At 52.3% G+C, this 12,763-nt stretch carries 9 protein-coding genes and 2 tRNA genes; 6 read left to right on the top strand and 5 right to left on the bottom strand.

Annotation, left to right across the window (positions count from 1 at the left end):
* Nucleotides 1–195: 195 nt before the first annotated feature.
* The 3 genes from EKM83_RS00870 to EKM83_RS00860 form a co-directional block, all read right to left on the bottom strand.
* The gene (locus tag EKM83_RS00870) at nt 196–759 is read right to left on the bottom strand and encodes a GNAT family N-acetyltransferase (RefSeq protein WP_125574759.1); all 564 of its coding nucleotides are present in this window, start codon (nt 757–759) and stop codon (nt 196–198) included.
* A gap of 77 nt (nt 760–836) precedes the next feature.
* Nucleotides 837–908 (bottom strand) — tRNA-Gln (locus tag EKM83_RS00865).
* Nucleotides 909–918: 10 nt separating this feature from the next.
* Nucleotides 919–991, bottom strand: a tRNA-Glu gene (locus tag EKM83_RS00860).
* 200 nt (nt 992–1,191) lie between these two features.
* Here EKM83_RS00860 and EKM83_RS00855 point away from each other — a divergent pair.
* The 6 genes from EKM83_RS00855 (at nt 1,192) to EKM83_RS00830 (ending at nt 5,219) form a co-directional block, all read left to right on the top strand.
* Nucleotides 1,192–1,725, top strand: a complete 534-nt coding sequence (locus tag EKM83_RS00855; RefSeq protein WP_125574758.1) for a helix-turn-helix domain-containing protein — start codon at nt 1,192–1,194, stop codon at nt 1,723–1,725.
* Nucleotides 1,726–1,755: 30 nt separating this feature from the next.
* The gene (gene thiD, locus EKM83_RS00850; RefSeq protein WP_125574757.1) at nt 1,756–2,556 is read left to right on the top strand and encodes a bifunctional hydroxymethylpyrimidine kinase/phosphomethylpyrimidine kinase; all 801 of its coding nucleotides are present in this window, start codon (nt 1,756–1,758) and stop codon (nt 2,554–2,556) included.
* The gene (locus tag EKM83_RS00845) at nt 2,553–3,053 is read left to right on the top strand and encodes an ECF transporter S component (RefSeq protein WP_125574756.1); all 501 of its coding nucleotides are present in this window, start codon (nt 2,553–2,555) and stop codon (nt 3,051–3,053) included. The genes thiD and EKM83_RS00845 overlap by 4 nt, the downstream gene beginning before the upstream one ends.
* 15 nt (nt 3,054–3,068) lie before the next feature.
* Entirely contained in the window at nt 3,069–3,632 is a 564-nt protein-coding gene (locus tag EKM83_RS00840; RefSeq protein ID WP_125574755.1) for a TIGR01440 family protein, read from the top strand.
* A gap of 162 nt (nt 3,633–3,794) precedes the next feature.
* Entirely contained in the window at nt 3,795–4,964 is a 1,170-nt protein-coding gene (locus EKM83_RS00835; protein WP_125574754.1) for an acetyl-CoA C-acetyltransferase, read from the top strand.
* 63 nt (nt 4,965–5,027) lie between these two features.
* Nucleotides 5,028–5,219 (top strand): hypothetical protein, encoded by a 192-nt coding sequence (locus EKM83_RS00830; RefSeq protein WP_125574753.1) that lies wholly within the window; start codon nt 5,028–5,030, stop codon nt 5,217–5,219.
* Nucleotides 5,220–5,268: 49 nt separating this feature from the next.
* Here the strand turns inward: EKM83_RS00830 and addA are convergent, their stop codons facing one another.
* Both addA and EKM83_RS00820 read right to left on the bottom strand, forming a co-directional pair.
* On the bottom strand, nt 5,269–9,057 hold the full coding sequence (gene addA / locus EKM83_RS00825) for a helicase-exonuclease AddAB subunit AddA (RefSeq protein WP_125574752.1): 3,789 nt from the start codon (nt 9,055–9,057) through the stop codon (nt 5,269–5,271).
* The gene (locus tag EKM83_RS00820) at nt 9,041–12,646 is read right to left on the bottom strand and encodes a PD-(D/E)XK nuclease family protein (RefSeq protein ID WP_125574751.1); all 3,606 of its coding nucleotides are present in this window, start codon (nt 12,644–12,646) and stop codon (nt 9,041–9,043) included. The genes addA and EKM83_RS00820 overlap by 17 nt, the downstream gene beginning before the upstream one ends.
* Nucleotides 12,647–12,763 lie beyond the last annotated feature (117 nt).

The following is a 12,763-nucleotide window of genomic DNA, read 5'->3' as shown; positions in this document are numbered from 1 at the left end:
TTGTATAGGATATGGACTAAATTGAATTAAATCGGATAATTTTCATAATTTTTAGTGTTTTTTTGGAAACTAGCACGCGATAAATCAATTTTACTGATTCCATACCCTTCATCCCGCGTTAAAAGCCGGTTTGCTTTCAAACAGTCTTTGAAAACTAACCGGCTTTTAAAATAAAAATGTGTCAAATATTATAAATCAATCAACTAATGACCCCTTAAATCGCTTTGCCGGAACGTTAGCATTTAGCCGTTCATAGGCAAAATTGTTTGTATGCGGTTTCCCAATGGCCGTCAAGTTGACCGTCCCAATTGCAGTGAAGCCACATTTCATAATGATATGTTGCATCGCCTTATTTTGAGGGTGCGTATCAATCCGTACACTCGCATAGCTAGTTAACTTATCCGTCTCTGCAAGTATTTCCCGAATCAAATTTTCGGCCACACCCTCACCATGATGTTCAGTCGATACCATCACCCGATGAATAGCTAAATAATCAGATCCGTCAGTCAGCCATTGCCCAGTCATGATTTGCTGATACGTTCGATCAATTCCAGGAACCACCGCTGCCGCTCCTAAAATTTGATTTGCTTGCACCAACACGTAGGTGTGCTGGTGCTGTATGTTGGCTACTAACGTTGCGGTCTGCGGATAATTTCCTTGCCATTGATCAATTCCCTGCGCCGCCAAAAAGCGCCTTCCGTCACCAACCATCTTTAAAATTTGTGGTAAGTCGTTCATTTGTGCCTGTCTTAACAGCATGCCAGCACCACCTTCGAATTTATTTTAAAAGGAGGTATCTGCACAATCCCTGACACTTCGCAGATACCTCCTTTTGATTGGGCTAGCTGGATTCGAACCAACGCATGACGGGATCAAAACCCGTTGCCTTACCGCTTGGCTATAGCCCAAATATAAAAATGACCCGTACGGGATTCGAACCCATGTTACCGCCGTGAAAGGGCGGTGTCTTAAACCACTTGACCAACGGGTCATAACAAGTTTGTAAGTTATGTTGTCCTTGCTTAACTCAACAAATACATTATGCGCCCATCACCAATTTTCGTCACTATACAGAACACTTGATTTGTCAAAAGAACTAATCCTTTTGACAATACTGCTGAGCTGTCTAAGTCAATTTATCCTTACCTCACCTACAATTAACTTATCAACTTAGAAGAAAGGAAGCGCATAATGGCACCCAATCAACTCTACTTATCTTTCAAAATTAGTCAGATTCGTCAACGTCGTTTTGCTGATAACTACTCGCGTTTTACGCAAGAACTCACAACTCTCACAGGAAAGAGCGTCGGCCGCGGGACCCTCATTCGTTGGGAAAGAGGTCAGTCTATTCCCAGACTTCCCTTCCTAATCGCTATTGCAGAATTGGGTGCGACCAGTTTAGATAACATGCTAAAGCCTAGCTACGACCTCTCAACTACCGACGTACCACCAGAATTGCTGACACAACTATCCTCTGAAAGCTTGCAGGATGTACCAGCGAAATTTTTTCAAATCCAAAACTATCCAGAGAAAAGAAGCGTCACCAAATTTTCTCGAGATATTTTTAATGAATTTGGTTATCAGATTAGCACTACCAAATTGGCCTACTGGATTAATGGTGAGCATCGTCCCAATCCACTTTACCTCTATCCACTCGCTCACATGGCCGACATTTCCGTTGATGAATTGTTAGTTCACCCTTATCCTTTAGATTTAAATCGATGAGGCACCTTTAAGTATTGGAGGTTTAAACTCTTGGAAACCGTTTTAACAATTGCTGGTTCTGATAGCTTGGCTGGTGGTGGCCTTCAGGCGGACCTAAAGACTTTTGAGGAATTAAATGTCTTTGGTGTTAGTGCGATAACTAGCCTAATCAATGTTGATCCCACCGGCATTCAATCCCATGTATTGTCTGCGGATCTTCTATCTGAGCAGCTTGATTCTACCCTTTCACAGCTTCCCATTCGTTTTGCTAAGATTGGCTTAATTGGTAATTTCTCGAATTTATTAGTTATTATTAAAAAACTAATGAATACTGATATTAAATTAATAGTTGATCCAGTTCTATTCTTTAAAGAGGGGGCCCACTACTTCCAGAAGGTCTACACAGACGCCATGAAGTCACTACTTCTTCCTGTTGCCTACCTAGTCACACCCAATCTAGAAGAAGCAGCATTTCTTAGCAATGTCAGCAAGCTTGAAACTAAAGATGACGTCCAACAAGCCGCCCAAAAAATCCAAGCCCTCGGCTGCCCCAACGTTGTCATCAAATGTGGCAGTCGCTTTCCTGGCGACACGGCTTACAATTATCTGCTGACTGAATCTGGTGAGCACTGGTTCGAAACACCTAAGCTAGCTGTCACCACAACGGATGGCGCTGGCTGCACCTTTTCTGCTGCGATTACAGCTTTACTGGCACGAAACTATGCGTTGGTCGATGCCGTTCAACTCGCCACGCGCTTTGTTTACCTGGGCATTCAAGCTGGCATCCCTATCAGTCCGCATCTTGGCAGTGTTTGGCAAGGCGCCTACCGTCAAAAGGAGGTCCACCCATGACTCATGCACACCTCAAGCAAAATATTCTCGCCGCCATCTTGACCGCAATGACCGTTGCACTATCCATCCTGGTCGTGATTCCCGTCCCCGCTACTAATGGCTTCGTCACCTTGTGTGAAGTCGGTATCTATACCAGTGCCATTCTGTTTGGCCCCAAAGTCGGGGCTATCGTGGGGGGCGGTAGCGGCTTTCTCATTGATATCATCACCGGGTATCCCGTTTGGTGCCTCTTTTCCCTAGTGATCCACGGTACTCAAGGATTCACCGTGGGCTATCTGACTTCTCAGCGGCGACCAACCCTCAAAACCTATTTCGGGCCGCTCTTAATTGGAAGCGCCATCATGATTGGTGGCTATTTCTGCGCGACTGCCTTACTCTTCGGGTGGCCTGCTGGACTCGCTTCTGTATTTGGCAACTGCTTGCAAGTCGCCTTCGGTATGGCGGTCACGACTGCCATGGTTGGCAGCTTGCGCAAACTCGTACCTCACTCAATTTAAGAAAGGACTTTCATTATGCTCTCAATTGACACTGTTGAATTTACTAAAGAACTGACTACTGATATTCAAAATATTCTCACGACCGCCCAACTCCACCGCGGCGACCTCTTCGTGCTGGGGTGCTCCACCAGCGAAATCGTTGGCGGCCACATCGGTAAAAACTCTGATCTGACTGTGGGCGAACTGGTCATCAAGACCTTGAAGCACCAACTGGATCCCTTAGGCATTAACTTAGCTGTACAAGGCTGTGAGCACATCAACCGCAGTCTGGTCGTCGAACGAACTGTGGCCCAGCAACGCGATTTAGAAATCGTGACCGTCGTCCCCGCACTGCACGCCGGTGGGGCTTGCTCCATTGCCGCTTTCAAACAATTTGACGATCCCGTTGAGGTCGAACACGTGACGGCCGCGGCCGGTCTAGACATTGGCGACACGGCCATTGGCATGCACGTCAAATTCGTCCAGGTCCCAGTTCGGCCAACCTATACCGAACTGGGAGGCGCTCACGTCACCGCACTACGATCACGGCCGAAGTACGTCGGCGGGCCACGTGCCAACTACGATTTAGCAAACCTCTAAACGACAACTCCGAGGCCAGCGCCTAACCCACGCTGGTCTCTTTTATTGGCCAAAATTCCTTAAGAAAAAGCAAATCCGCCCAATTTCAACCTAAAATTCAAGACAAATCCGGCAAAGTCGGTTATATTTGAGGTTCGGAGACTATCGAAAAGGAGTATCACCATGGCAGATGAAGTTGTAATTGTAAGTGCGGTGCGGACCCCTATTGGCAAATTTGGACGGAGCTTGCGGGGGTTATCGGCCGTTGAACTGGGCACCATCGCGGCTCAGGCTGCCGTTAAACGCAGTGGGCTCGAGCCCGCCGCGATTCAACAGACAATTTTTGGCACGGTCCTGCAGGCGGGGTTGGGTCAAAATGTGGCCCGCCAAATTGAACTCAATGCCGGTTTACCTGTCACCAGTACGGCAATGACCATCAATCAAGTCTGTGGGTCGAGCCTCAAGGCCATCCGCCTGGGCCAAAGCGCTATTCTCATGGGCGACGCCGATGCCGTGCTGGTGGGCGGCACCGAGAGCATGAGCAACGCCCCCTTCTTAAACAACGATATTCGCTGGGGGCAAAAATTAGGGCACACCACGTTAGTCGACAGTTTGGCCAACGATGGTTTGACCGATGCGTTTGGCGGCGAAGCGATGGGCATGACAGCCGAAAACGTGGCGACACAGTACCACGTCACGCGTGCCGAGCAAGATGCCTTTGCCCTGCATTCCCAACAAAAAGCCACCCAAGCCCAAGCCGCGGACCGGTTTGCGGCAGAAATTGTTCCCGTGACCGTTGGCGACACGACCATTACTGCCGATGAAGCCGTCCGCACGACCACCTCTTTGGACCAACTGGCCCATTTGAAGCCGGCCTTTAAGGCTGATGGCACGGTCACGGCGGGCAATGCGGCGGGACTAAATGACGGTGCGGCCGCCATGGTCCTGATGCGCAAATCCGCGGCGCAAGCGGCCCACCTGCCCTACCTAGCCACGTTGCGCAGCTACCAAGAGGTCGGCATCGACCCCGCCGTGATGGGTTACGCACCCGTCACGGCCATTCAAGGTGCCCTGGGTCAAGCTGGGCTAACGGTGAACGACATTGACCGTTTCGAGATCAACGAAGCGTTTGCGGCCCAGTCCGTCGCCATCGCACGTGATCTGGCCATCCCCGCTGACAAACTCAACGTCAACGGCGGCAGCATTGCTCTCGGCCATCCCCTGGGTGCTTCCGGGACCCGCATCGTGGTCACCCTGCTCCACGAATTGCTTCGCGCCGACCTGCACCGTGGGCTGGCGTCCATGTGCATCGGCGGGGGAATGGGCATTGCTTTGACCATCGAACGCGATTAGGCGCAGTATCCCCGGTATTTCTGGTATAATGGCAATAACAATTGACGACAAGGGGCGTACGCGATGTTAACCACAGACTTCGACGTTAAATTAAAACTGATCATCATGTTGGTCGTCGGCCTAATCGTCCTCGCCAGCATCCTTGGTGGGCTGTTCCACCACGACCGCCATTACACCAAGTACTTTACCGGCGTGTTAGCCGTCATGGTCGTTCAGATTTTTATCTTGATTTCACTGTTCTTGATTCACCAATAATCTAAAACGAGGACGAATCGTCATACCGGCGGTTCGTCCTCGTTTTTGGTTATTCTGGTAAATTCTGAATTTTCTTGACGGGTACGGCTAAGAGGTCCCCACTCGCAAGCAAGTAGAGATATTGCGCGACCACTGGTTTGCCGGTCATTTGCTTCAACGCCGCAGCGTACAAGTTGACCTGACCACCGTAGCGGTCGAGCAGCTTGGCTTCACTTCGGGCTTTAGCTTCGACGTTGACGTGGTCCGTTTTGTAGTCAAATAAGATCACCCCAGTCGGCGTTTCCAAATACCCATCCACGATCCCGTGGACTAGCACCTGAGAATCCGCCTCTTTAAAGTCCCGAAATAAGCTACGCGCCGGCATCAACAGAGAAAATGGCACTTCGCGGTGGAGTTCGTCCGGGGCGGCCAAGATTTGTTGGCCCAAGGTACTGTCATAAAAGCGCAGGATGGCCGCTGGTTGAATCCGTTGGGCCACCGCCGCCGTCAATACTTGATCGGCTACCAGTTGGTCGATGACCGCCTGCACACTTTCCGCAGTGGGCGCCGTGGTTACGTCCAACTTTTGCAAGACCAAATGCGTCGCACTCCCAATTTCAGTTGGCAAGGGTTCGCGGACAGTCTGCAAGAACTCTGGTCGCGCAAAATCGTGCGTCACGAACCGATGACCCGTCTGTCCAGTCGCGCTGGCTTGGTACTCACCAATCGTGGCGTTATCGGGGTCCTCAAATAGACGCTTGGCTTCCGAGACGGACTGATAGGCCGTGGTCACGGTCGCTGCCTGATGTGGGTAACGGAAATCCATGATGTGCTGGAGCTGCTCACCATTGACCGCCGTGGCCGGCACCTGGGCGGCAGACTCACTGTTGGTCTTCAACCAATCCACGGCCGCTGCATTGACGCTTTCCGCCGGAGCCAGCTCACTGGCCGTCGCAAAGGTCACGCTAAAGTTCGCGGGATCCCCAGCCAAGCCAGAAAATGTTGCCGTCCCTTGACGCAGATCATCGGGGAATTTGCCATCGCGAACCAAGCACATGCCAATCCAATCCAAGTAGTTGGCCACCGTGCTTTTCTCCCGCAACGTTGCGTTCAGCACCAATTTTGGACTCTGGTACGCCTGTTCCCAAGCCGTAATCGCTTCGGCCTGGGTCTTGTGCGAGCCCACGATGTACAGCCGAGACTCAGCTCGCGTCAAGGCCACGTACAGCTTCCGCATTTCTTCGGCCAGGCTGGCCCGCGAAATCGCTTGGGCAGTGACCAATTTTTGTAAGCTGGGCGTCTTGACCCGGCTAGTCGGATCCAAGTAGTCAATACCGATGCCGCGGCGGCCGCTCATGACGTAATTGCCTTGCTGGTCTTGCTTATTGAACTCACGCGAGGCGTCCATGATGAAGACGACCGGGAATTCCAGCCCCTTGCTTCCATGGATCGTCATGACGGACACAGCATCTTCCGCTGATTGGACGGGCGCCCCGGCCAAATCTGCCTCGCGTTCCTGGAGTCGCTCCACGAACCGGACGAACTGGAAGAGCCCCTTGAAGCTACTCTTTTCGTAGCTTTGCGCCCGTTCATACAGCGCGTGCAAATTGGCCTGGCGTTGTTCACCGGCCGGCATCCCGCCGACGTAGTCTAAAAAGCCCGTGTCCTGGTAGATTCGCCAGATCAGCGTGACCAGTTCATTTTGCTGAGCGACGTCGCGGAAGGTTTGGAGCTGTTCCAAGAAATGGCTGATCTTATTGTACACGTTCAGCTGAAAATCACTGGCCGTCGTCGCCGTAAAGGTCCGTTGGTAGTGCAACAGGGCCTGGTAGTAGTCGCCAGTCTTCTGATTGATTCGCAATTGGGCGAGTTCGTTTTCATTCAGACCGACGATTGGTGACCGTAAAACTGCCGCCAGTGGAATATCTTGGTAGGGATTATCAATGATTTTGAGCAACGCCATCATGATTTGAATCTCGGTGGTCTTGAAATAATTTTGCGCGTCATTGACCACGACCGGAATTCCTAGCCGCCGCAATTCATCGGTGATGATCAAATTATTGGTCCGCGTTGGCGTTAACAGGGTGATATCGCCATACGAGATTGGCCGGACTTTCTTTTGGTCCCGGTCATAAAATGGCGTCTTGGCATTCACCAGTTCCTGAATCTTCTTACCCACCAGGAGGACTTCCCCCTGGTGTTTGTTATCCACCTGAAAAGTAGCATCGACCGGTTCGTCGTCCGTGGCTGCGTCCTCGTCGCCCTCGGTCAAATAGACCAGCAACTCGGCCGTACTGGCCACATCGGGCGCCTGCTCATCATAGTAAGTGGCCCCATACTTCAGTTGGGCCGAACCGGTGTAGGCGATTTCGCCCAATTCTCGATCCATCAGCTGTTTGAAAATCAAATTGGTAAAGTCATCCACGTTGCGCATCGACCGGAAATTTTCGGCCAAGACAATCAGCTGTCCATCGTCACTGTCAGTCGCGTACCGGTCAGTCTTGTCCATGAATAAGGTGGGATCCGCCTGGCGGAACCGGTAGATCGACTGCTTAACATCCCCCACCATGAAGAGGTTACCGTGGGGCGCCGGCTGGGCAATGGCCGTTAAAATGGCTTCCTGCAGGCCGTTGGTATCCTGATACTCATCGACCATGATCTCTTGGTATTGGTCCCGCAACTGCGCGGCCACCTGCCGGGATTGGTCGGTGTCACTGGTCAAAATTTCTAAAGCCGCGTGCTCGATGTCCGCAAAATCTAAGACGTGGCGGCGCTGCTTTTCTTGGCGGTAGGCGTTCCGAAAGGCCGTCACTACCCGCGCCAGTTCACCGACCAGCTCACCGGACTTGGCAATGGTCGTCAACGCTTGTTCTTCCGTTTGCAAAAGATACGACTTCTGCAAAGCGGCCAATTGCTTACGGGCCGGGTCATAGTAAGTACTCTTCAGCTCGTTGTAAATCGGATAGTCCTCGTTATTCTTGCGAATGGCTGGCACCCGGCCCCAAGTAAAGTTTTGAATCGCCGCGCGCAATGCGTTCCAGCTATCACCATCGACCAGTGCTTGAATCTCTTGTAACTGGCCGAGTAACGGGGTCAAGTGGTCCTGCTGCTTGGTCAGGTCGGCCTGAACAGCCAACTGCTGGGCACTGGTCAGGTCGGCTTTGACCTGCTGGAGTTGTTCGGTAAATAACGGTTTGACCCGTTGCTGATAAAAGGTCGTGCCGGTCAGATGGTCGCTGTCCAACTGATAAGGCTGTGGTAGCGCCGCCAACCAAGCTGCCGGGTCCGGGGTCGCGTTGGCAAACGTGTAGGTCTGTTGGACCAAGTCCGCCAACCCTTGATCATTCCGGTCACCCGAGAAGTTTTCGGTCAGTCGGGCAAATAAACCCGAGTCGTCATCAGCATACAGTTGTTCACGCAGGTCGGCCCAGACTTCATCGCGCAACAAGGTGTTTTCCGTCTCGTCCGCTAACAACCGAAAGACGGGGTCCTGGTCGATGACATAGTAGTAGTGTTGCAGGATCCGCAGACAAAAGGCATCCAGCGTACTGATGTCCGCAACTGGCAACTGGTTTAATTGCCGCAGATAAAATTGTTGCTGCTCACTGTTACCCTGATTGGCGGCTAATTCTTTACGCATCTCGGTCTGAATACGGTCACGCATCTCAGCTGCGGCGGCCTTGGTAAAGGTCACGATCAAAATGTGGTCGATGCCCATCCCCGCCTTGAGGTGTTCAATCACTCGTTGGACCAGCACCCGGGTCTTCCCAGAGCCAGCCGAAGCCGAGACCAACAGGTTATTGCCCGTCTGGAAAATGGCTTGGTGTTGGCTTTTTGTATAATTAAATTTCGTGCTCATCGGGGCCCTCCTGTCCTTGTTCTGCCTTGATTTTTGCCATGACGTCAGCTTTTTTCAACGCCGCGAGATCCCGGTAGTTGTTTTCCTTTAGCAATGGATCAAATTGCATGATTGATTTGTACGGCGAATACTGCAGGGCCGTGCGACTCTGTTGCCGAAAGGGGGCGAGGTCGACGTGGCCATCAAAAATCTCCGTGGCCGCGCGCTTGATCAGGCGTTCCGTGTGCGCCAACAGTAATTTCAGCTCATTGGGGTTCACTAACAACTTGCCATATGAGCTGATACCCTTCTTAGTTTTGCGCAGGCCCCGGAAGAGTAAGGAACTCCCGGTGAAGTCCGGATCGGCGAACAGCGTATCTAAGTTGGTCAGCAGGTCTGGGTCATCGAGCAACAGGCCTTGATATTGCTCGGCCTTCAACAGCGCATCCCCCAGGTCCGTCCCCAATACGTCGGCGGCCTTTAAAATCGGATTTTGCAAATGCAGGTACACCGCCCCCGCCAGTTCGGCGTCCTTGGTCGTGACGTTATCCAGCAGCTCGGGCATATTTTTCTGTACAGCATCCAGGTACGTCAACATCTGCATCGCCTGGCCGTAGTAGGCATCTTGATAGCTGAATTTATGTTCGGAGCTCTTGTAGTCCACGATGCCCAGATAGGTCTTGTCATTGACCTGCATGGCGTCCAGCCGGTCGATTCGTCCCCGAACCGTGACCTGACGCTGCTTCCCCACATCAAAAGACAGTGCCGCTAAGCCCTGCTCATCCCCGAGGCCAAATTGGACCTCGGTCCGCTTGGGCCGGAACTTGGTGCGTTTGCTCTGCTCCTGGAGGGTCGACGCCATTCGCCGCATCGTCTTGATCAACTGCTCGCGAATATAGGTCATGCGGTGCGAGCTCTCCAGAATGGCGAACTGGGGATTGGCTGTCGTATCCAGAATCTTGGCGATGACCTCGTCCGTCATTTCCTGTAATTGCTGGTCGTCCATCTCGGCTAGGTCCAGGCGCTGACGGTTAACCAGCTTCATCAGGCCATCTAAGGTCGCATGGAAGAATTCCCCGGTACTAGCCGGCGAAAGTTCAAAGACGTCGCGTTCCTGCAGTTTTAGCCCATATTTGAGGTAATAGGCGTACGGGTTGGCGTAATATTCCTCTAACTTGGAAATGGAGGTGTTGATCTTATTGCCGTACAGCTGGGTCACAATGTCTGGCGTCAGCGGCGTCGGCACGTTGCGGTAACTCAGACTGCCCAGTAATTTGGTCGTCAACTCCCCGTAATTGGGGTCAGCTCGCAGCAGGTGCAACACGTACAGCCAGGCATTAGACAGTGGCTTTTCGCGCAATTGACTGTCGTGACCCGCTTGTACCAAGTGTCGCAGCGTGGTCCGCCGGGTCCCGATAAATGGCAAAATGTCGGCGTCTTCGGCTTGAGGCGTCGCCGCCGCAATTTGGGTCGGCAATTGGAAATAGTCGCGAATCCGCGCTACGTAGGGCGAAATCTGCAAGCCGTTATGGTCTGCATCGCTGGTGACCGGGTAGCTGAAGATCAGCTGCTCACTGCCACTCAAAAAGGCCAGGTAATTCAAATAAGGTTCGCCCGCCAATTGCGTCGCGGCATCATCGCGTAAGTAGCTGTTCTCATCGACCTGCTGGAGCTGGTCACTCAGGTCTTGGCGGTCATTATCTGCGAGCAAGGTCGTTGGCACCTGATCATCTGGCATGGCATCGGCCGTGGCCCCCATCAGGAAGGTGATCTGCCGATTATTGGCCTGGACGATGCCGCTTTCAGAAATCGTGACCTGATCTAAGGTCGACGGAATCTGATTGAACTTCGCCCCCGCAAATCCCGCTTGTAGGAGTGATTGAAAGTCAGCTTGCACAAATGGCGTGTCGCCAAGGATCGTATGGAACTCATCTAAAATTTGGCAGAAGGTCGCCCAAGTCTGTTCGGGTTGACCGGCCTGGACCAAGTCCCCCGCATCAATGGCTTGGTCCCGCCAGGCCATCAGCCGTTCCGGTACGCCGGCGTTGGCCAAAAACTGGTAGAGCACGGCAACGGCCTCGGTGTACGTCTTAGCCCCCTTGAGCCGGGCAAAGAAGGGGGGCAAGGTCTGTTTGACGAAATGGCGAATCAGGTTGATCTGCGTCGTGATTTGTTGGTCCTTAGTGGTTTGGACCCCCCCATCCCCCGTAGCAAAGCGGTTGAAGACCCAGTCCTTTTCTTGTGTCCAGCGATGTTGACCCTCATACCCATTTTTCAAGACCAGGTTTTCGGTCAACGCCAGTGCTTGTCGATAAGCTGGCAGTGACAGCGGCTGACCATCCGCCTGCTTCGGGAGCAACAGTTCTGATTTCAACACCCGAAAGACGTCAGCGTAACGGTAATTCTTGCGTTGCACGTCAAACAAGCTGTTCAGTAATTCCACGAAGGGGTGGTCGGCCATTTGGACATCGGCGTCGTCAAAATATGGAATCGCTTGCGCCTGAAAAATAGGAGCGATCACCGTTTGGTAGGCGTCCAAATGCCGCGCCAACACTAAGAAATCCTGGTAGCGGTACTTACCAGTCGCCACCAACTGACGAATCTGCGTGGCCACGCGCGAAACTTCCACGTAGCGGTTGTCGGCCTGAACGATTTGGATATCTTGCGGCGTTGTTGCGGCGTGTGGGGGCAAGGGCGCCAAGGTATTGCTGGCCTGCCAGTACTCGTCAAGCGCCTGTAAGTCCGCGGATACCCGCGCCGATTTAGCCCGCTGGTCCACCAAGACGCGCACGTGATTGGCCTGTGCCACCGTATACAATTGATGGTAAGTCTTGGCCGACTGAAAGAACAGATTGGTCGGGTCAGGTAAAGCTTGCGGATACGCCTTATCCAAATTCAAGGCTACCGTGACACTCGCCGCCTGTTGAATCAAAACCGCAACCAGCTGCCGTTCTTGCGCGCTCAATTGTGAGAAGCCTTCCAAATAAAAATGCGCGTGGCTGAGGTCAACTCGCTGGGTCAGGTAATCGGCCAGCTGATTGAGTAAGTCAGTATTTTCAATGTATTTGCCCAGCATCTGGGTCTCAAAGGCGTCGTAAATGATCATCAAGTCATGTAGTTTAGCCTGCAGGTCCGCATTGTTGCTGGGGAGCTGGTCGATGGCACTCATCAAGTCCGCCGCCGTGACCTGGCCCACCTTGAACTCAGCTAATTGCGTGGTCAATTGGCTGACAAAACCGGGCCGATCGACCTCACCTCTAAAGATAGTCAGCTCATCCGCATGGCTTTGAATGATTTGATAGATCAACATATTGAGGCCCGCCGTAGAGATCCGTGGGAGCTGGTAGACCGGCTCGTTTTTCATGAAGAACCAGGCCAAACGGGTAAATGAAAAGACCTGGACCTGCGTCTGTGCAAACAACGGCTGGTCCGGCGCCAACTGGGCCTTTAACGCCGCCAAGACATCCACTTCTGTTTCAAACTTGATATGGTTCGGCACCAAGTAATAGCCCTGATCGGCGGGCTGGTCCGTCACCTGTTGTGCCAGTGCCGTGACCATCGGCGTCCGGTGGTCCTGCCCGGCGCTTCCCAAAATAAATTGTAAACTCATCAGCCAACCTCCATTTTCGTTCTCGTCTTCGTTGATTATATTCTAGCATATCTGCCAGTGAAAGCGAACAAATGTTTGCCATAAATTTCGTGATATTCCGCAACTTTACGGGCCATT

The sequence above is a fragment of the Levilactobacillus angrenensis genome (genome assembly GCF_003946085.1).
Classification (GTDB): Bacteria; Bacillota; Bacilli; order Lactobacillales; family Lactobacillaceae; genus Levilactobacillus; species Levilactobacillus angrenensis.
Note: the sequence above shows the minus strand (reverse complement) of the source record. Positions and strands in the feature narration are given on the sequence as shown.